Below are 21,915 nucleotides of genomic sequence, written 5' to 3' on the forward strand. Positions count from 1 at the left end.
GAAATCATACCAAAATATCAACAATAAATTCAACGTAGAAACACGGGAACCGTTTGATTATTTAACCCATTTTTTCTGAAAGTCAGCCATATCCTCATACTCTTTTTCCAAAGATCGTGAAACACGGATGTATATCTTGACTAGGTCTTGATAAATTTCAATATTATCTTCAAGCGGCTCATGCTCATGAGTAGAACCCACTAATTCAGACATGATGGAAAAGTCATCAATTTCCCCAAGCGCATACATTCCTAAAACCACTGCACCAAGACAAGAGCTTTCAAAACTCTCAGGTACAACCACCTTTTGGTTAAAAATATCCGCCATCATTTGGCGCCATAGTTCTGATCTTGCAAATCCCCCGGTGGCTTGAATTTTGCTCGGTACACCAATACTTTCTTGCAAGGCAAGAAGAACGGTATAAAGATTTAAGATCACTCCTTCTAAGACTGCTCTAACCATATGCTCCCGTTTATGATGGAGTCCAAGTCCAAAGAATGAACCCCTGGCGTTGGCATTCCAAAGCGGTGCCCGCTCTCCGGCAAGATACGGATGGAAAATCAGTCCATCTGCACCTGGTGAAACACGGGAGGCGATCTTTGTCAGCACTTCATATGGATCGATTCCAAGGCGCTTTGCCGTCTCCACTTCTGCAGATGCAAGTTCATCCCGTACCCATCTAAAGGTCATTCCTCCATTATTGACAGGTCCGCCAACAACCCAATGGTTCTCGGTCAATGCATAGCAGAAAATTCTGCCTTTAGGGTCCGTAACCGGTTTATCCGTAACTGTTCGGATGGCACCGCTTGTCCCAATCGTGACAGCGACAACCCCCGGGTCTATCGCATTAACCCCTAAGTTTGACAACACACCGTCACTTGCTCCTACAACAAATGGTGTTTCTGTTGAAATCCCCATTTCATTAGCATAATCTTCTTTTATTCCTTTTAAGTAAAAGGTGGTAGAAACAGGTTCCGATAATTGTTCGCTGGAGATTCCTGCAACACTTAAAGCCTCTTCATCCCATGTCAGATTCTTTAAATTGAACATCCCCATCGCTGAAGCTATGGAGTGGTCGACCACATAATGACTAAAGAATTTATGGAAAATAAATTCCTTAATCCCGATAAATTTACTTGCACGGGCGAACACATCAGGATGTTCTGTCCGCAGCCAGGCTATTTTCGCCAGCGGTGACATTGGATGAATAGGTGTCCCTGTTCTCATATAAATTGCAAGTCCATTCAATTCATTTTTGATCATCTCTGCCGTTTTTGTTGCCCTGCTGTCAGCCCAAGTAATACATTTCGTTAGCGGTTTGCCGTATTCATCAACAGCAATAACGCTATGCATAGCAGAGCTGAATGACACAAGTGCAAGATCTGTAGATTTAATCCCGCCTTTTTGTACGGCGACTTTAATTGTTTCTATCACAGCAGCCAATATCTCGTCCGGATTTTGTTCTGCTATTGCAGGGGAGGGGCTATAGAGTGGATATTCTACATGATGCATTCCAACCACGGTTCCGTCCTTCTTAAATAGAACTGCTTTCGTACTTGTCGTGCCAATATCTACTCCTAAATAATGAGGCTGGCCCATTTAATCGCCTTCTTTCACATGTTTTTTCCCGAATTTTATATTATGGTTGTTTAACTTAATTGATTATGAAAAAAATTTTTTCTAATAATTTATTTTACGAAAAAATATTTCTTTTAATGTTATTATAGTCGATTATCAGGATTTTGGAAACCGTTTTCGCACCAACTCTAGAAAAAAATTTTTTTCATTTCCTACTACTTTTTTGAAATCAATACTTCAACTGCAGTGTATAGTTCTGCTCCCAATCATTCTCAAAAAAAAATTTTTCATGAAAACGTTTTATGATATACTATTTGGTATATATAAACCTTAAAAAAGAGGTTAGGCTTATGACAAACAACTGTTTTAATAAAATACGTTCCTACTATCCACGATTTAGCGAAAAAGAGAAGCAAATTGCTGACTATATATTAAAAAATCCCGAAAAGATTGTTCATGGCACAATAAATGAAGTGGCTGAGGATCTCGGAGTTGCAGATGCAACTGTATTCCGTTTTTGCAAGCGCATTGGATTTAAAGGCTATCAGGCAATGAAAATTGCACTCGCTTCAGAAACGAATATTCCCAGTAAAGAAATACATGAAGAGATTACTGAGGAAGATAATGAACAGGAAATCACTGAAAAGGTCTTTAAGTCAAATATTCAAACAATGGAAAATACGTTGCAACTGTTGGATAGAGAGACAATTAAAAAGGCAGTCGAATTGATTTCTACTGCGGATAAAGTTCATTTTTTTGGAACAGGCGGTTCATCCATCATTGCAATGGATGCTTTCCACAAGTTTGTACGAACTGGAGTTAAAGCGTATGCTTTTACTGATTCCCATTTTCAGCTCATGGCTGCATCCCAGCTTACTCCAAAGGATCTGGCCGTGGTAATATCTCATTCCGGTACAAACTCAGATACGATAAATATTCTTACTGTTGCACTTGAAAACGGTGCTAAAACAATAGGGATTACTAGTTTCCCAAAATCGCCGATCAGCCAAAAGGCCGATGTGGTGCTATTAACCAGTTCGGAAGAAACCAAATATCGGTCTGAAGCTTTGGCCTCTAGAATTGCACAGTTAAGCATCATTGATGTCCTTTATGTAAATATCATGATAAAAAATAAAGAAGTGTCACAAGAATCTCTGGAAAAAGTGAGAAAAGCTATTTTAAAGACTAAAATTTAATGGACGGCTAAAAAGCGATCAAGTGACTGATCGCTTTTTGCGTTATTCTATACCCATTTTTTCTGAAAGGAAGCAATACTTTCATATTCCTGCTGTATAAGTCTTGAGCTTCGAATATAAATGGGCGTTAAGTCTTTATATATGGATACATTTTCACTATTTGGAGTATGGTGAAAAGTAGCTCCAACCATTTCGGAAACGACATGGAGTGAATCAACTTCACCTATACTGTATAACCCTAAAATTGCAGCACCAAGACAAGAACTTTCAAAGCTTTCGGGAATGTAAACATCATGATTAAAAATGTCAGCCATCATTTGCCGCCAAAGCTCCGACCTGGCAAAGCCTCCAGTGGCATGGATTTTTTGAGGCTCTCCGATTAATTCAGACAAAGCTAACAATACCGTATATAAGTTAAAAATGACACCTTCCATGACTGCGCGAATGAGATGTTCTTTTTTATGATGCATCCCCAGTCCAAAAAATGATCCTCTGGCGTTAGAATCCCATAATGGTGCTCTTTCACCGGCTAGATATGGTAGAAATAATAAACCATCAGATCCCGGTGTCACTCTGTCGGCTATTTCGGAAAGGACATCATACGGGTCTTTCCCCAAGCGTTTCGCAGCCGCTGCTATTGAATCTCCCAGCTGTTCCTTTGCCCAGCGAAAAATCATCCCGCCATTGTTTACTGCTCCTCCAATCACCCAATGATTTTCTGTCAGCGCATAACAAAAAATCCTTTCTTTAGGGTCAGTAATTGGCCGATCTGATACCGCTCGTATGGCCCCGCTTGTTCCTATAGTAACGGCTACTACTCCTGGTTCAATCGCATTTACTCCTAAATTCGATAAAACGCCATCACCTGCACCTACAATAAATGGGGTGAAAGGAAGCAAGTTCATATCTTTTGCAAAGGCTTCGTTTAACCCGCTCATTTTATGTGTGGTAGGAACGGGTTTGGAAAGTTGATCACTTGTCACTCCGGCCACTTTAAGGGCTTCCTCGTCCCATGTTAAGGAATAAATATTAAATAAACCCGTTGAGGAAGCAATCGAGTAATCAATTACATACTCTCCGAAAAGTTTAAAAAAGATATATTCTTTAATTGAAATAAATTTATAGCTTTTCAAAAAAAGCTCAGAATAATCATGTTGCAGCCAAACCAGCTTTGCGAGCGGTGACATCGGATGAATAGGTGTCCCTGTTCTAAGGTAAATTTCATGACCGTTCATTTTGGTTTTTATTTTTTCAACCCAGTCCGAACTTCTGTTGTCTGCCCAAGTTATACATTCTGTTAGTGGTTTTCCTTCTTTATCAACAGCAATGACGCTATGCATGACAGAACTAAAGGAAACACAAAGTATATCCTTTGGATTTACAAGACTTTCTTGCATCGTTTTTTTGATGGTGTTAATGACTGCCCGAAATATTTCTTCCGGATTTTGTTCTGCCGTTTCCGGAGTAGGGGAATACAATGGATATTCAATCCTGTGATTGGCTATGACAGTTCCATCCTTTGTGTAAAGTACTGCCTTTGCACTTGTCGTACCAATATCTACTCCGATCACATATTTTGTTTTCACTACTCTTCCTCCTTAATTAGGAAAAAAAAAATTCAATTATTGTATTAAGTTCGCGAATTCTCTTATATGTATCGTTCCTCTTATCACCTTATTTCAAACGGAAGGATTCTATAAAAAATTTTTCTTTACTCTCTGAGTATACAAAAATATTTTTTATCATCAAATGTTTCCTTGGAAAAATTTTTTACTTCCTGGATCTAATCAAACCAAATACTCCCTCTAAAAGAAATAGAGGGAGTTTTTGGACTATTATACAAACATATTTACGATTAAAGCAACCGCAAAAGCGACAAATGATAGAATAGTCTCCAATACGGTCCATGTTTTAAACGTTTCTTTCACGCTTAATCCTAGGTATTCTTTCACCATCCAGAATCCTGCATCATTTACATGTGAGAACATCAATGATCCTGCACCGGTTACAATAACTAGCAGTTCCAAGTTAACTCCGGTCATATTTTTCACCATTGGTGCGACAATTCCAGCTGCTGTTGTTAAAGCAACAGTTGCTGATCCAGTTGCTATACGGATTAACCCTGCAATAATAAATGCTAAAACAAGCGGTGAAAGGTTCATATGGTGTGACATGTCCCCGATTGTTGTTGCTACGCCGCTATCAATGAGGATTTGTTTAAATCCGCCGCCAGCTCCAATGATGGCAATAATCGAACCAACTGGAAGAAGGCACTCTTCTGCAAATTTCTTAATTTCGTTTTTATCATAGCCTTGACGAATGCCGAGGAAATAAAATGCTGCGAAGCAAGCAATTAATAATGCAATTAATGGGCTGCCGATAAAGCTAAAGAACTTTGTTATTCCCGCAGATAATCCAAAATAAGGTGCAAACGATGATAAAATGATCAATATAACAGGAAGTAAAATGATAAAGAATGAAATTCCTGTACCAGGCAATTTTTTTGGAACCTTGATTCTAATTAATTCAGGTTCTCCTTCTGGAATCACGCGTTTATGAACCCACTTTGCAAAAATAGGACCAGCTATGATTACTGAAGGAATGGCAATGATAAGTGAATATAAAAGGACTTTGCCAAGATTCGCATTATAGATCGCTATTGCGGCAATAGCCCCCGGATGAGGCGGTACTAAACCATGAACAATTGACAACCCTGCAATTGCAGGAAGGGCAATCAACAAGATGTTTTGTTTTGATGTTTTGTGAATAGAAATAACTAATGGAAGTACAATTAAAATTCCGACCTCAAAAAATACGGGTATTCCGATAATAAACCCTGCGAGCATCATTGCCCATGGCAGCAATTTGACTCCAAATTTTTTAACGAAGAAATCAGCAATTTGGATTCCCGCACCAGATTCGGCCATCATTTTTCCTAAGATTGTTCCTAGTGCTAAAATTCCAACTAAGTGTCCTAAAGTTCCTCCAACACCTGTTTCGATCCCGCTTACAATTTTATCCATCGATAAACCTGAAAATATAGCGAGAAATAGAGTCGCTACCGTTAAACTAATAAATGCATGCCATTTGAACCATGATACGCCTAAAACAACTAAAATAATTGCTAATAAAGTAATAATTAAATGATACATAATGTCACCTTCCCCTAATGTTTACCCGCTAAGTTTTTAGTGAAGTCAATCTGCTTTAATAATTTTTCCAATTGGAAGAGTATCATTCCACCTCAGATCTTTTATTTAGGTTTTAGCAAATTACTCAACTATGAAAGCACTTTCAATTTCTATTTAAATTATACGAAAAAATATTTCTTTTATCAATATATTTTTGAAAAAAAATTTTTTAACAGAAGAAAACATGAAAACGGTTAGAGACCTGTGAAAAATCTAAATTCTATAAATACCTTTTTATATGGAAATTAGTCATAGTAGATTAATTTTGTGGGTTTTAGGAAGAAAACAGTAAAGAAAAAGAGGATGCAATTGCTGCTATCCTCTTGAGCTGTTGCATTCGTTTCATGAGACGCTCAGGTGTTTTCTTGATGGTATTTGTTTCATTAATGTTTTATTTTCTTCACAACCTGATTAATAACTTCAGAAAAAACTAGTCCAAAGGCAATTGAACCTGCCACCATGAGGACTTGTGCTGATAGTGCAATGGCATCGTTAAAGTTATTTTCGACAATATTTCTCATAGCATCGTATGCCAGCCCGCCGGGGACCAGCGGAATAATTCCGGCAACACTAAATATAATCACTGGCATTTTATAAATCTTTGCCATTTTATGACTGAGGACTGCTATAAATATCGTTGCAGCCACCGTTGCTAAAATCGCATCATTTTTATATTCATAGAGAAAATAATAAATTAACCATCCACCCATCCCAATTAAACCGCATTTTAGTAAGGATTTTTTTGGTGCGTTAAACAGGATTCCAAATGCAGCTGTACCAAGGAAACTAGTTATAATTTGTGAAAGAATATTCACCCTTGCTCACCTTTCTACTGTAAAAATGATAATACAAACGCAATTCCAGCCCCAATGGCAAAGGCCGTCAGAAAAGCCTCTGCCCCTTTAGAAAGCCCTGAAACCAGATGCCCTGCCATTAAATCCCGGATAGCATTAGTCACTGAAAGCCCAGGCACCAACGTCATTACCGAACCGATGATAATCGTATCTAATTTATGACCTAGACCGATTCTAACAAAAAGTAAAGAAATTAATCCGATTAAGAATGATGCTAAAAACTCTGAAAAGAATTTAATCGGTACAAAGCGATGAAAGGCCATAAAGCTTATGTATCCTGCTCCACCAGTAATCATAGCAGGAATAAAATCATTCCAGCCTCCATTTAACATGATCATAAAACAGCCACTTGACACTGAAGCTGCTGCAACTTGATAGCGCATCGGGAAGGTCACATTAAGATTTTCGAGATCCTTTAATCTGTTCAAGGCTTCCTCCAAATTCAATTCTCCGCTGCTAATGCTTCGCGAAATACTATTTACTAAGGCTACCTTTTTCAAATCGGTTGACCGTTCTGATATTCGTATTAGTTTTGTTTTGGTTGGTTCCGAACCCTCCGCGGAGAAAATGATACCCGTTGGCGTGACATAACTATGTGATTTTTCAATACCAAAAGAAGCGGCTATCCTCATCATGGTATCTTCAACACGATAAGTTTCAGCGCCGCTCTGCAGCATAATTTTCCCTGCCAGCAAGCATACTTCCATAATTTCATATGTCTGTTCAACTATTTTGTCCATCTACTACCCACCACATGTTTCAACATTAATACTTTAGTTTATATCAAAAGAAGTGTCTGAGGCAATCCTTCAAAAATAACAAGCAGCCTTATCATTGGATGGGCTGCCTGTTATTTTTACTGATGCCATACTTTCATTAAAACCAAATTCAAGATTACCACTACACCGTAGATTGAGGCAAATGTTGTTTTGTCAATTAACAGCAAAGCAACAACTGGTAATCCGAAAACAATTATCTCTAGAAACAGAAATGAAGTTCCGCTTAGTCTACATGGTGCTTTCGGGGCACCGAACATTCCCCAGATGATGGCTAAAACAAGCGGCGAACCAATCGCGAAAACAAACTTTAGAAATGTCCCCTGTGGCGTTTGAAATCCCCAATAACCAATTATCACCAACGCCATAATCTCCAACAAGAAACGTACTACCAAGTTTAATTGTTTCATTACTTCCATTGTCCCCACAACCTTTTATACTTACTTATCTAATCTCCATTTAAGTATTCAACATAGGTGTTCTTTTCCCTAATTTTACCATTAACATCCGCCCTTTTTTTACTTTTTGAAATTTTTTTGGTCAACGATTTAGATTAAATGCTTAATTCAGGTACAAAAAGAGAATATAGCTCAGTCACCCAATTTCAAGAGAAATGGGTAAAATAAAGCAAGGTTTTCTTTAAAATTGCAAATCATAGCAAAAAAAATAAGCATCCGCTTAAAAAAGCCGGTTGCTTATTTTTTCTATGATTTATTTTACGACTGCATGTCCGCCAAATTCATTTCTTAAAGCAGCCACAACCTTACCAGTAAAGGTATCTTCATCAAGCGAACGATATCGCATCATTAGTGACAAAGCCGTAACAGGCATCGCGGTCTGGAGTTCAAGCGCTGTTTCAATCGTCCATTTCCCTTCTCCAGAAGAGTGCATCACACCCTTAATCGAATCAAGCTTAGGATCCTTTGAAAAAGCATTTTCCGTTAGCTCCATCAGCCAAGAACGGATTACTGACCCATTATTCCAAACACGGGCAACTTTTTCATAATCAAAGTCAAAATCGCTTTTTTCCAAAACTTCAAATCCTTCTGCTATTGCCTGCATCATTCCATATTCAATTCCGTTATGAATCATTTTCAAGAAGTGACCGCTGCCGCTCTTGCCTGCATATAAATAGCCATTTTCTACACTGATATCACGAAAAATAGGTTCAATAGTTCTGAAGATTTCTTTATCTCCGCCAACCATCATACAAGCGCCTTCTCTTGCACCTGCCATGCCTCCGCTTGTTCCTGCGTCAAAGAAATGGACGCCCTTCTCAGCAAATTCCTTTCCTCTTCGGATGGAGTCTTTATAGTGGGAATTTCCTCCATCAATCACGATATCACCCTCGCATAACAAACCCTTAAGCTCCTCTATCACTTTTTCCGTAATTGGACCTGCTGGAACCATCAACCATATGATTCTAGGAGCAGAAAGCTTATTTACAAGCGCTTTAATGGACTCAGCACCAACTACCCCTTCTTCACTAATTGTTTTAACCGTTTCATTATTTACATCAAATGCAACTACATTATGTTTATGCCCCATTAAATTAAGGGCTAAATTATAACCCATTTTGCCTAAACCAATTAAACCGATATTCATAAGAAAAACCTCCGAAATAAATTTTAGTTTATATACTTATTATATGAAATTTTTTTTCATAAATCAAACACACTTTACAAATGCTCGATGCATCGTCGATTCATGGGGCTTATTTTATGAAAGCTAACAGGGTTGAATTTTACGGAACGAGTGGATTAAGTGTAGTGGCAATGGATGCCTAACACCCAATGGTTATAATCTTGGACACTAAAAAAGGATGACCTAACATAATTAGGCCATCCCCCCTTCATTACTCACCAATATTATTTTCAAACCACTCCTGTAGCTCCCTTACGGAAGTAAAGCTAAAGATTTCCTCACCATTCTGGCCATTGTCAAATCCAGTATTCCCTCTTAAGGTAATTTGTCCTTCATCCTCTGAAACAAGGATCGCATAGGGATGATTAATGTTTATATACCTTGAATCTAAATCGGTATCCAGCCAATTCTTGCTACGTAAAAAGGCATCAATATAATCCATGGATTTTCCCTCCTATCATGATTATTGTTCCAAACTACCAAAAAAAGAGACAATAAAAGTCTTTTATTAAACTCAATTATAAAAATGATTAAACAAAGATATTAGTCAACAAAAAAATAGCAGCTTTTTAGGCTGCCATTATTTCTAAATATTCACTTCGAAATGGTTATCAAACAACAACCGTTATTGGTTGTTTGGAGGGGATAATTTCCCTACATGAATTCATGATTAAATGACAGCTTTTTGTTTCATTTCTCGCCGATGTGTACGCAAGTGAAGCAGTTCATAGACCAACGGAACAATACACAAGGTTAAGATGGTCGAAGTAACGAGTCCACCTATTACCACAACTGCAAGACCTTGCGAGATTAATACTCCTTCAGATGCTCCTGCTGCTAAGGGAATCAATGCACAAATCGTTGCAATAGCAGTCATCATGATTGGGCGAAGTCTCGTCGTTCCTGCTTCAAGCAACGCCTGTCGAATACTCATCCCAAGAGCTCTTTGTTGTTCGACTCGCTGAATAAGGACAATTGCGTTTGTCACAACAATACCCATTAACATCAAAATACCAATCAGCGACGAGACGCTAAGCGGTTGATGGGCGATGAAGGTTCCAAAGAACGCACCTATTAATGCGACTGGCATAGAGAAAAGAATGGCAAATGGTGCCGACCATCCTCCAAACAGAACCAGCATGACAATGTAGACAGCACCAATTGCAACCAGGATTGCCTCAATAAGTTGAGTAAAACTCTGATTTTGCTGCATAACGGATGACGATTGACCAACTTGAACTCCAGAAGGAAGTTTTAATGCATTAATTGCCTTCAATGCGCTCTTCAATATTTTACCGGTGTTCTGAGTTGTATAATCACCTGAGATTTCGGCATACGAATCTCCATCTTGATGTAATACGGATGTCGGCGTTTGCACACTGCTGACACTTGCAACATCACCTACCTTTACAGTTTGACCGGTCGATGTACTGATTGGAAGTCCCTGAATAGCCGCCAAATTATTCAATGCAGTGGAACTATTCAACATAACATTCATGTTATATGTTTGTCCGTTAATATTTACGGTACCAATATTTTGCTGAGAAAGATAGTTTCGGACTGCACCTGCAATTTGCTGTGCAGTTAAACCATAATTCGCGGCTGATTCCATATTTGGTACCACGCTGATTTCAGGTTGAGTTTCCGCCAAGTTGCTTTTTACATTAGCCAAGCCTGAAAAGTTTTGCAATCGATTCGTAATTTGAGTTGCTGCTTGCGATATAGAGGCCTCATTTGAACCGTTAACAACGATATCAAACGATGTACCGCCCCCACCACTCATTTGTCCCTTAACCTGAATAGTTGTTCCATTTGTTGTTAGATTTGTTGTTTGCTTTCTGACTTTTGCTAAAAATTGGTTGACATTCGCAGTTGCATTTAATGCAATATTTAACGAAGCGGTATTGGTTGCTTGTGTACCGCCACCTCTCATACCCGTTCCGCCACCACCTACAGAAGTGTTGATGCGCGAAATCTCTGATGAGTCCTGTTTCAGTGTCTGTTCTACTTGTTTTGCCTTCGCATCTGTTACATCTAGCGTTGTCCCTGCCGGCATTGCAATCGAAATGGTAGCAGATTGCTGCATTGAATTTGGAATAAAGGTACTTCCCACAAAAGGCAAGACCATCAGTGACGCCACAAAGGCAATGACTGTTCCAAATATAACCCAACCTTTATGGTTTAAGCACCAATTCAGAATTAAATGATAGCGTTTTTGCCATGGACGTTGTACCAGCGTTGCTGCTACAAACGGATTATGACTGTTTGCTGGTTCTCCCTTCTGCATTTCCGGATGAATAATTCCATTTGGATTGTCATTCGTATCCAACCAATCATATGCAAGATTCTTAACGGGCTTACGAACTACAAACAACCATGCAAGAATTGGTACAATCGTCAAAGCAACAATCAGTGAAGATGCTAATGAACACACAACCGTTAGCGCAAACGGGAAGAATATTTTCCCAACCATTCCCCCAACCATACCAAGTGGAAGGAAGACAGCGATGGTTGCCAATGTAGATGATAAAATGGCATTTCCAACCTCTTTTGTTGCGTATAATACTAGTTTTTTGCCAAATCCTAATCCGTTTTTCCACGTTCGATAGATATTTTCAATGACAACGATACTGTCGTCAACGACACGCCCTGTCGCCACCGCAAGTCCTCCGAGTGTCATGATATTAAGTGTGACACCATAGCGGGCAAGTAAAATAATCGCTGTAAGAATGGAAATGGGGATGGAAACAATGGCAACAACTGTTGTTAAAAAGTTTCTCAGGAACAACAGGATGACAATCACCGCGAATACCGCCCCTAAAACGGCCTCCCGTACCATTCCATTTACAGAATCTGTAATCATTTTCGATGAATCATATAATGGTACAATATTAACTCCTTTTGGTAACTGCTTCTTTAATGTTTTGAATTGATTATTGATTTCTTTCACCACAGTTACTGTGTTAGCATCTTCGGTTTTGGAAACAGACACTAACATACTCTGCTGTCCATTTGTCCTATTAATTGATCCTCCAGTAGGAGGCTGCATTGACACAGTCGCAATCTTAGAGAGTGAAATAGTGTCAAGTGTCGTTGATTGAGAATTAGTAGTATCGGTACTTATTGAAGGCTGTTTTAGCTGAGTTTGCTGTTTTGCAGTAGGTTTGGTCATGCCGCCAGTCGCACTGGATGCGCTGGATGCTGTGCCCATTTTTGACTGGATTTGCGTCAATTGCTGCTGAAGCTTTGTTTGTGCATTCTCTAAGGCCGTAATCTGACCCTGCAGTTTGGCAATCTTTTGCGGGTCTTGGCTTTCCTTCGGCTGCGCCATTTGGTGATTAAGAGACAGCTCTGCACCAAAAATTTGCCCCTGAATTTGTTGTAGAGAGGTGAGCATCTGGTTTTCAGCCTGCAAAAGCCCTACGCCTTGACCTAGTTGACCTACACTTTGGCCAAGCTGACCAACTCCTTGCGCAACCTGACCAACACTTTGAGCAACTTGGCCAATCGACTGTCCCATTTGACTCAAACTATTTCCAAGCGCTTTTTGCATGTTTGCTGATTGGTTAGCTGGAATACCAATTTGTAAGTTTTGAATATCCGCCAGTGATTTAAATGTTGAGTTTAATTGTACTGGTTGAACTTTTCCATCTGCAGTGGCAGTTCCAAGTGGTACAGACGAATTGTCATTCTGCAAATCCTGAAGCACCTTTTGAAGAGTTAAGTTATATTGGCTTAGTTTTGCAGGATCAAATTGAATCATCACATTGTCTGCATCCGCACCTGCTGCACTAACAGTTGCCACTCCAGCTACACCTTGCAGAGAAGGCACCACATTATTATTGACAACATTTTTAAGCTCTTCGCTCGACAATTTGTTGGATGCAACCGTAAATGTCAGAACCGGGGTATTGCTGAACGAGAAGGATCTTACATTTGGTTTCGTTGCTGTGGATGGCAACTGAACTTGGTTGACAATCTGTTCGACAGTTTGTAAGTCAGATTTTAAATCTGCATTCATATTTAATTGAAGCTCGATTTGCGAGACATTCGCTACCGAGGTTGATGTAATCGTTTGTACATCTTGTGCACCATTAAGGGCCTTTTCAATTGGCTTTGTCACATCTGTTGCTACTTGGCTGGGAGATGTGCCTGGGTATGTCGTCATGATCGAGATAATAGGAACCGACATATTGGGCATAAGGTCTTCCTGTAATCCAAAAGCTGATAATATGCCGCCAATTGCAATCAATAAAACGAGAATAACAATTGCAACGGGGTTTCTAAGAGAAAACTTGGTTAGAAAATGCATTTGTTGTCATCCTGCCTTTCTAGTTAAAACTCTATATTTTATAAGCATACAAGTAACAGAATATAATAGTTTTGTGTCCTCTGTGTGACCTAATCACATTAAAAAATTTCATAAAGAAAACTCGCCGATTGGCGAAGACAGAGGCGTAGTTGCCCTTATGCCTGATAGGAAAGTTATACTTTCCTATCGGCAAAAAAAGCAGTCCGCACAAGGACTGCTCTCTAAATGATCTATTCATTATTCAAACAAATTCTAAAGATAGTTTCTTTCCCTTCCTCACTCTCGACGGAAATACTCCCTTTATGCAAATCTATAATTCTTTTCACTACAGCCAGTCCAAGCCCATAGCTTTCACTCGCCCGGGTATGCGCTTTTTCACCTCGATAAAACCGTTCAAAAATATGAGGGATATCTTTTTTAGGTATATTTAAACCCGTATTGCTAATAAAAATTTCAACATGATTACCCTGATCATATCCTCGAACTGAAATTCTGCCATAATCAAAATTATATTTAATAGCATTTGTATATAAATTGACCCACACTTGATTCATTAATGATTCATCGGCAAAAATTTCGAGTTTTGGAATATCAAAATCAATTTCAAGATTTCTTTCCATCCATAGGGATTGCATGGCAACAAGCTGATTTCGTAATTGTCGATCCACCTGGTAGTGTTTTGGTTTAAAAGGTGACTTGTTCGCCTCAAGAATGGATAGATTTAATAGCTGTTTGGTTAAACCCGAAAGTCGCTCACTCTCAAGCAGAATTTGTTCCAAATAAAGCTGTCCTTCCTCTGGCCTTACAGCTTCATCCTTTAATGCGATGGTCATGCCCTTTATTGCAGCAAGAGGTGACTGAAGCTCATGGGATACATTTGCAACGAAATCCTTACGCATTTGCTCTGTATTATGTAATTCCTTGACCATATAATTAAAGCTTTGGGCTAATTGACCAATTTGATCTTTGCTCTTTACATCCAAATGGATTTGAAAATTTCCTCTAGCAAGTTCATTTGTTGCATTGGTGATGTGAACAAGGGGTCTCACTAAAAAACGGGTAGTAATTAGAATAAGAGAGATTCCAATAAACAGTACAATTAATAATGATGTTATTAAGATGTTTCTAATCTGACTAAATGGTTCTTTTAGACTCGGTTTAATAAATAGAGCAAATTTAGCATTTTTCCTGTCCGATGGCAGTCCAATCAGCATTTTGCGAGGGCGATATTCCAATTTCCGATATACATTACCTGCTACAACATCCATAATCGTTTTTTTACTTAATCCACTTAAATTTGGAGCGCTTGGAGTTTTTAATACTAAACCATTTTTATTATAAAGATAGACATCATAAGACAGGTTAGTGCTTTTAAGATATTCATTAAAGCCTTTATTCCCCAAGGATTGGTATAAATGAGTCATTCCTCTTCCCTGGTCCATTACCTCAGTTTCTCGGAATTTAATAATTTGATTTTGATAAATAAGTGAAGTAATTAAAAAGGAAATGATTAATGACACGATAATAACAAAAAAGTAATTCAAACAATTTTTTAAGTATATAGACTGGATCATGACAATACCTCTAATTTATAACCAAGTCCTCTAATCGTACAAATTTGGAGAATGTCCTCATAATCTTTAAATTGCTTGCGCAGTTTTTTTATATGAGTATCAACCGTTCTTTCATCACCTTCATAATCAAGCCCCCAGATGCTTTCAATTAATTGATCTCTGGTGAAAATTTTCCCCGGATGGCTAGCTAACATAAATAGCAGATCAAATTGCTTTATGGGCAATAGGAACTCCCTATCTTTAATCTGAACTTTATAGCTATCACTATTAATCGTCATTTTATTAAAAGTAATACTGCGGTCCGAAGCAACACGATACCTTTTTAACAATGATTTTACCCTCATAACAAGCTCAGCTGGATGAAATGGTTTCGTTACATAATCATCAGTCCCCAGTTTAAAACCTTTAATCGAATCATCCAACTCAGCTCTAGCAGTTAACATCAAAACCGGAATATCATAGAAGGCTTTTATTTTCTTACAAAGTTCAAAGCCATCTATATTTGGCATCATGATATCAATGACTGCACAATCAATTTTCTCTTGTTCCAATATGTCGAGTGCTTCTTTCCCGTCACAAGCAATTTTTATTTGAAACCCCTCATTCTCCAAATAAAGTTGCGTAACCCTCCGGATATTAACATCATCATCTGCAATTAGGATCGTCGTGTTCATTATCTATTTCTCCTTTTTAAGATACTTCTATTTTAACCAAATTTAATCCCTCCTAGGGAACAGTTTCTAACAAAAAAAAGACGGTCTATTTTATTAAAGACCGCCCTTTTGGAATTAAATTTCATTTTGAATTTTTTCCCTTTGAAGAGTAAAATCCCTATTTTGATAATAAGTATTCTTCACTAATATGTTGGGGCCTAAGCACGCTACCCCAGGACAAAAATTTACATTTGTTATTTTACATAGTTACATAACTTTCCGATATTCTCTACTTCGACAGAAACTACGTCACCTGACTTCATTGGACAACTCCCTGAAGGTGAACCAGTAGCTAAAATATCTCCTGGTTCCAGCGTCATGATCTGTGAAATCCAACTAATAAGGTAAGGAATGGAAAGTGACATCTGATTCGTGTTGCCATCCTGAACAACTTTGCCATTTAGTGTGGTAACAATTCGTAAATTGGTTGGATCTAGACCTGTTACAATCCAAGGCCCCAATGGACCAAAGGTATCAAAACCTTTGCCGCGGGTAAACTGGGGATCCTTTTTTGTAAGATCTCTTGCCGTTACATCATTAAAAATGGTACAGCCAAAGACATAATCCAATGCCTCATTTTCTTTTATATTTTTTCCGCGTTTCCCAATAACGAGTGCAACTTCCCCCTCCATTTCTACCTGTTTGGTTAAATCACTGGAAGGAAGAATGATTTCCTCTTCATTGGGAATCAAGGAAGTTGTCGGCTTTAAAAAAAGAAATGGTTCCTTTAGATTAGCTTTTCCCCCCGTCTCTTTTGCATGTTCAGCATATGTCCAGCCGAAATTAACTACTTTTGAGGGTGAAACTGGCTCCAAAATTTTGACATCATTAAATTTAAGTCTTACACCATCAAATATTAATTTATTGTTTACAATTTCAGTAAAACTACTCGACAATTGTAAAATTTCGTCATCCTCAACCATTCCGTACAATACCTTACCATTATGTTTTTGATAACGAACTATTGTTTGTGTTTTTTGTAGTACCTGCATTCCTATACGATACCAACCCAATTCATTATAGTTTAAATAATCGAAACTCCTAAAAAAATAAGATAATCTATTATTTTTCCAGTTCCTATTTTATATAGAGTGGAATCTAGTTAAAAATGGGATAAGTTAATTTTAAAATCTCATCTGTATGAACTCTCACATTTTTAACGACAGTATCATTAATTTTATTGTAGAGTACGTGATTTTTTGAGTTTGGTAGAAACGTTTGTTGAGTTTTCACCATTTTACTTGTAGCCTCATAAAAATCTTTGTAAATGGATAAATGTTGGCATACACAGATAGCAGCACCTAAACACGCACTACTGCTGCCTTCCCGTCTGTGAACTGGCAGTCCAAAAAGATCAGCAATAATTTGCATAATCACATCACTTTTGGAGCCACCACCTATTACAACTACATCATTTAACCTTACATCTATTTCATCTAACATATCATCAATATTGTTTTTGATATTAAAAGCAATTGCTTCCAAAATCGAACGATAAATGTGGTATTTTGTATGGCGCTGATCAAAACCGATCATGACACCTTTTCGATATGGAATAGATGGTGTAGATAACCAGTCTAAGATGGTTATCAGACCGTCACTGCCCACTGGAACCTCTTGCGCTTTACTATTTAAGTATTCCTCTTCCGATACACCTTGTTTTCCAGCTTCTGTAACGAGTTCTGCACCGATTAGTTTTTTAAACCAGCTCACTGTCCACATACCGCGTCTGATTCCATTTGATTCATAAACATATTTAAATGGAATACATGCGAGCGTAGGAAAAAAATTAATCGCATTTTCCTTATATTTATTTCTTAACAACATAGACGAAATAAATGTTCCAAGAGATATCATAATGGTCCCTTCGTCCTTAATTCCGGAGCCCAAAGCCTCTACAGCTTTGTCATTTGATGTTGCAACTACTGCTATATCATTATTAAAACCAAACTCAAGAACCAATTCTTTTCTCAGCGTTCCTAACTTTTCGCCCGGCTTTACGAGATCAAATACCATCTCTCTTTTCAATCCATTTGCTTTAAAAACTTCATCGTCTTGGGACCAATCTAACGTTTCGCGGTCTAGTGGCCAATGAACTTCATAATTTGAAGCAGTGTCCTTAAATTCCCCTGTCAACCTAAAGCCTAGATAACCAGAAGTAGTCGTTACATACTTTACTTGATCATCAGTGTGTACATATGGTTTGTTAAGTCTAGAATCCATCCAGCTTATTACAGGATACGCTAGATGGCCATCTTCTTTTAACAAAACACGACAGCACCGAATGGTACATAAGCCAACTCCGGCAATCTCTTTTGGATTGCCGGTAAATTTAGCTAGACAGTTTTTAATTGCTCCATACACACTGTCCCATAAATCATCATCAGGATGTATGACTACGCCTGGTTGAGGTGATAAAGTCTCTTTTAAACTATAAAAGCCAAAAGCAACTTCATTTCCTTCTAAATCATATATAGCTACTTTTGTGCTTTGCGAGCCATTGTCAATTCCCATTACATACCTGCTCATACGATCACCTTATGTTAACCTTTTATATATTTTTGGCCTTCTTCTTGAGGGAAAATGGTACCAAAATTCATGATCCCATTTGGGTCAAAAGCTTCTTTTAATTTTTCGAGCATATAGTAAGCAGAACCATGCTCTTCCAATGTCCACTCGCTGCGGTATTTTCCAATACCATGGTGATGACACATGGAACCGCCAAGCTTTAATGTTTCTTCAACAATGATGGTTTGGATCGGATGGTGATAAATTCTCATTTCATCCTCTGGTGCACAATTAATATTGTAGTTGTATACAAAGTACATATTCGTTCCGTTTAGATAACTATGGGATGAATGTCCACCAAGCATTGTTATATCTTCTTTTCTATCAAACTCTTCCCTTATTCTTTTTATTACATTGTGATAAATCTTTACAATGTTCTCCCAGTCAGCTGAGACTTCTGTTGTAAAACCGTCATGCTTATCATGATCAATCATTGTTTGGATTTCATGATCAATGCGTTCCTGCGTCCAGTTCAAGTTGTTGAACCAATTTTCGATTAATTGGTCTTCCACTTTTTCAATGATTCCTTCCTGAAACTTGGCAACTGCTTCTTCAATCGCTTCACTCGTTGCCTTGACAATACCTACTGGCCCTTCAGTCATAAAAATCAACACACATTTATCTTTATTGAAATGAGAAAAATGTTGCCTTGCATCTTCTTCGGAATAGACACGTGCAACCGATGGTCTAAAGCCATTTGTAATAACTTCTCGTAAAACTTTGATACCTGTATCAATATCTTTTAATAAATAACCGTGGAAAACATTGTTTTCAGGGTAATATTTAAAGATTTTAATTGTAACTTCTGTTATATAGCATAATGTTCCTTCATTTCCAATGACAATATGTCTTATATCTGGTCCTCCTGCTCTTCTTGGAACATTTTTTATTCTTGAAATTTGGCCGTTTGGAAATACACATTCTAATCCCACAACCATATCCTCAATTGCACCGTATAAAGTAGAAAATTGTCCAATACTTCTCGTTGCCAATAATCCACCATACTGTGCAACTGGTTTCGATTGTGGAGAGTGACCTGTAGTGTAACCTATTTTACGCAACTCATCTTCTAACGTTTGTAATTTCACACCTGCTTGTACAGTTGCTTGCATATTATATGGATCGATTTTGATGATTTTATTCATTCTGGATCCATCAATTACTAAAGCCGTTTCTTTCCAGTTTTCAAGGCCGCCTTCTGTAGCGGTTTTACCGCTTCTAGGAATAACATTGATCTTGTTTTTATTACAGAACATTAGAAGTGACTGAACTTCTTCTGCAGAGTGCGGGTATACAATTGCCATTGGCATTGGAACATCAAGGACTTTTTTAGCTTTTGCATATTTTTTATACCGATCTGCTGATGCATCATAAAGTGCTTCATGATCTGTATTGATCTGTTCTACTGAAATAATAGACTCTAATTCTTTTAATAACTGTTCTTTAACATTATTTTCTGTCTTTAGTAACTGTTCATTAGCCATTGTGTATTTCTCCTTTTTATCCGTTTCTACTTCTCGTTATCTTACTAAGTATCCACCATCAACATTTACTAAAGTACCATTGACATAATTTGAAGCATCTGAAGCCAAAAATACAACTGTACCCATTAAATCTAAGATATTTCCCCATCTATTTGCTGGAATATGATTTAAAATACGTTGATTCGCCTCTGGATTAGCTCTTGTCTCTGCTGTTACCGCTGTAGCAAAATATCCTGGTGCAATTCCGTTCACTTGAATATTAAACTGAGCTAATTCATCACAATAGGCTTTCGTAAATCCTGCTAAACCGTGTTTAGTTGCAGCATATGCTGGTGACCATTGACCTCCAAGGTATGAAAACAGGGAACAAGTATTAATGATTTTTCCACTTTTTTGCGGAATCATGTACTTTGCCACTTCATGAGATAATTCAAAACCTGCCGTTAAATTAACAGCGACCATTTTATCCCATTGGATTCTAGTAAACTTGGTTACATCTGGTTCGTTAATACACATACCAGCGTTATTCATGAGAATATCTATTCTTCCATAAGTATTGATACATTCTTCCGCAACTTTTTTACAGGCACCCTCTTCAGTAAGGTCTGTTAGCATAAGATGGTACTTAACACCTTCTGCCTCAATCATGTTTTTTGTTTCACCATTGTCATCAGCGATGCTAACGGCAAAAATGTCCGCGCCTGCTTTTGCAAGTGCAAGTGCAAAACCCTGTCCCAATCCGGAATTTCCTCCTGTGATAATGGCTACTTTTCCTTTTAAGCTAAAAAAATCCATCGAGAAATCATTAATACTTACTTTTTCAGTATTCATGTTTATACCGCCCTCTTAATCTTAATTGATCTCTTTACCTTCTGAATTGGCCACAGATAATGCAGGTTTTTTGTCAATTGGAAATTCAATTACCGTTCTTCCGACATTAATAGAACAACAATCATGAAAAGAGTCAAATGCTTTATTAATATCATCTAACTTTATTCGGTCTAAAACTAGATCGTCCAGATTAAATCGACCATCTAAATATAGCTTCGAAATGATAGGAAAATCTCTAAAAGGCTGTGTATCCCCATAAAAACTTCCTTTAAGAACCTTCCCTACACGATGAAAGCCGCCGGCTGGAAGGCTTAGAACCTTCGAAGGGTTAAAAGCCCCAACAATGACTACGGTTCCACCCTTTCTTGTTCCTTTCCAAGCACTTTCAGCTGCATTTGTATTTCCCGTACAATCAATTGCATAGTGGACTCCAAATCCGCCAGTTAATAATTTCAATGCTTCTTCCGCATTTTCTTCTGCAACATTTACTGTATCAGTCGCCCCAAATTTTTTCGCAATTTCAAGATTGGATGCCTTTACATCACAAGCAATAATTTTGGAAGCACCGGCAATCCTAGCTCCCTGAATGGCATTAACTCCAACACCTCCGATTCCGAAAATAGCGACAGTTGATCCAGGTTTGACACCAGCAGCATTAACAGCCGCACCATATCCTGTTGCAACCCCGCATCCAATTAAAGATGCTTGGGCAAGGGGCATTTCATCAGGTATTTTTACACATGACATTTCAGGAACAACAGCATATTCGGAAAATGTGGATAATAAAGAATTATGATAGACTTTTTCTCCATCGCAGCTTAAACGGGATGTTCCATCTAGCAATGTGCCATTAAACATAGGACCAAAAGCTGATTCACATAAATGAACATTTCCTGTAATACAAAACTCACATGTGCCACAATAAGGGACCCAGCTTAAAGCTACTTTATCACCCGGTTTTACATTTTTTACATTTGGCCCCACTTCCTCCACTATTCCTGCCCCTTCATGCCCGAGTATGGTTGGAATCGGTGTGGTTTCATCGTTTAATGCATTTAAATCACTATGACATACACCAGTTGCTGCTATTTTTACAAGCACTTCATTTGCTTTAGGTTCAGCGATCTCAACTTCTTTTACTTCTAATGGTTGACCATAACCAGTCATTACGGCTGCTTTCATTTTCATCATCTT

General features: G+C 38.1%; 17 protein-coding genes and 1 pseudogene. 1 reads left to right on the top strand and 17 read right to left on the bottom strand.

The genetic code is table 11. From position 1 onward, the window contains the following. Nucleotides 1-57: 57 nt before the first annotated feature. Nucleotides 58-1,599, bottom strand: coding sequence for a gluconokinase (gntK, locus tag JOC76_RS00745; protein WP_205175270.1), 1,542 nt, complete (start codon nt 1,597-1,599; stop codon nt 58-60). 329 nt (nt 1,600-1,928) lie between these two features. On the opposite strand from gntK (JOC76_RS00745), the gene JOC76_RS00750 reads away from it, so the two are divergent. Beyond that, nucleotides 1,929-2,774, top strand: a complete 846-nt coding sequence (locus tag JOC76_RS00750; RefSeq protein ID WP_205175272.1) for a MurR/RpiR family transcriptional regulator — start codon at nt 1,929-1,931, stop codon at nt 2,772-2,774. A 47-nt stretch (nt 2,775-2,821) separates the two neighbouring features. Here JOC76_RS00750 and gntK (JOC76_RS00755) read toward each other — a convergent pair whose 3' ends face one another. The 16 genes and pseudogenes from gntK (JOC76_RS00755) to JOC76_RS00830 all read right to left on the bottom strand — a co-directional run bounded on the left by gntK (JOC76_RS00755) (nt 2,822) and on the right by JOC76_RS00830 (nt 21,912). Next, the gene (gene gntK, locus JOC76_RS00755; RefSeq protein WP_205175709.1) at nt 2,822-4,345 is read right to left on the bottom strand and encodes a gluconokinase; all 1,524 of its coding nucleotides are present in this window, start codon (nt 4,343-4,345) and stop codon (nt 2,822-2,824) included. Nucleotides 4,346-4,609: 264 nt separating this feature from the next. After that, the gene (locus JOC76_RS00760) at nt 4,610-5,926 is read right to left on the bottom strand and encodes a GntT/GntP/DsdX family permease (protein ID WP_205175274.1); all 1,317 of its coding nucleotides are present in this window, start codon (nt 5,924-5,926) and stop codon (nt 4,610-4,612) included. A gap of 422 nt (nt 5,927-6,348) precedes the next feature. Continuing rightward, the gene (locus JOC76_RS00765) at nt 6,349-6,780 is read right to left on the bottom strand and encodes a threonine/serine exporter family protein (protein WP_205175276.1); all 432 of its coding nucleotides are present in this window, start codon (nt 6,778-6,780) and stop codon (nt 6,349-6,351) included. A 14-nt stretch (nt 6,781-6,794) separates the two neighbouring features. Beyond that, nucleotides 6,795-7,559, bottom strand: a complete 765-nt coding sequence (locus JOC76_RS00770; protein WP_205175278.1) for a threonine/serine exporter family protein — start codon at nt 7,557-7,559, stop codon at nt 6,795-6,797. 116 nt (nt 7,560-7,675) lie between these two features. After that, nucleotides 7,676-8,014: a YrdB family protein gene (locus JOC76_RS00775; protein WP_205175280.1), complete on the bottom strand. Its 339-nt coding sequence runs from the start codon at nt 8,012-8,014 to the stop codon at nt 7,676-7,678. 292 nt (nt 8,015-8,306) lie between these two features. Continuing rightward, complete coding sequence (gene gnd, locus JOC76_RS00780) at nt 8,307-9,200, bottom strand: phosphogluconate dehydrogenase (NAD(+)-dependent, decarboxylating) (RefSeq protein WP_205175282.1); 894 nt, start codon at nt 9,198-9,200, stop codon at nt 8,307-8,309. Nucleotides 9,201-9,450: 250 nt separating this feature from the next. Beyond that, nucleotides 9,451-9,681 carry a hypothetical protein gene (locus JOC76_RS00785; protein WP_205175284.1) on the bottom strand — a complete coding sequence of 77 codons (231 nt, stop codon included), beginning with the start codon at nt 9,679-9,681 and terminating at the stop codon, nt 9,451-9,453. A 228-nt stretch (nt 9,682-9,909) separates the two neighbouring features. Then, nucleotides 9,910-13,551 carry an efflux RND transporter permease subunit gene (locus JOC76_RS00790; RefSeq protein WP_205175286.1) on the bottom strand — a complete coding sequence of 1,214 codons (3,642 nt, stop codon included), beginning with the start codon at nt 13,549-13,551 and terminating at the stop codon, nt 9,910-9,912. Nucleotides 13,552-13,781: 230 nt separating this feature from the next. Further along, nucleotides 13,782-15,125 (bottom strand): sensor histidine kinase, encoded by a 1,344-nt coding sequence (locus JOC76_RS00795; protein WP_205175287.1) that lies wholly within the window; start codon nt 15,123-15,125, stop codon nt 13,782-13,784. Further along, complete coding sequence (locus JOC76_RS00800) at nt 15,122-15,799, bottom strand: response regulator transcription factor (RefSeq protein WP_205175288.1); 678 nt, start codon at nt 15,797-15,799, stop codon at nt 15,122-15,124. Before JOC76_RS00800 ends, JOC76_RS00795 begins: the two co-directional genes overlap by 4 nt. Before the next feature lie 114 nt (nt 15,800-15,913). Then, nucleotides 15,914-16,018: pseudogene (locus JOC76_RS00805) on the bottom strand (hypothetical protein); the annotation flags it as partial. 14 nt (nt 16,019-16,032) lie between these two features. Further along, on the bottom strand, nt 16,033-16,830 hold the full coding sequence (locus tag JOC76_RS00810; RefSeq protein WP_205175289.1) for a fumarylacetoacetate hydrolase family protein: 798 nt from the start codon (nt 16,828-16,830) through the stop codon (nt 16,033-16,035). A 106-nt stretch (nt 16,831-16,936) separates the two neighbouring features. Further along, nucleotides 16,937-18,367, bottom strand: a complete 1,431-nt coding sequence (locus tag JOC76_RS00815) for an FGGY-family carbohydrate kinase (RefSeq protein ID WP_205175290.1) — start codon at nt 18,365-18,367, stop codon at nt 16,937-16,939. Between the two features lie 14 nt (nt 18,368-18,381). Continuing rightward, on the bottom strand, nt 18,382-19,890 hold the full coding sequence (locus JOC76_RS00820; protein WP_205175291.1) for an FAD-binding oxidoreductase: 1,509 nt from the start codon (nt 19,888-19,890) through the stop codon (nt 18,382-18,384). A gap of 36 nt (nt 19,891-19,926) precedes the next feature. After that, a complete protein-coding gene (locus tag JOC76_RS00825; RefSeq protein WP_205175292.1) occupies nt 19,927-20,721 on the bottom strand; it encodes an SDR family NAD(P)-dependent oxidoreductase in 795 nt (264 codons plus the stop codon). A gap of 21 nt (nt 20,722-20,742) precedes the next feature. Beyond that, nucleotides 20,743-21,912 (bottom strand): Zn-dependent alcohol dehydrogenase, encoded by a 1,170-nt coding sequence (locus JOC76_RS00830; RefSeq protein WP_239557459.1) that lies wholly within the window; start codon nt 21,910-21,912, stop codon nt 20,743-20,745. Nucleotides 21,913-21,915 lie beyond the last annotated feature (3 nt).

It is taken from the genome of Neobacillus cucumis (genome assembly GCF_016908975.1).
GTDB classification, from domain to species: Bacteria; Bacillota; Bacilli; order Bacillales; family Cytobacillaceae; genus Neobacillus; species Neobacillus cucumis.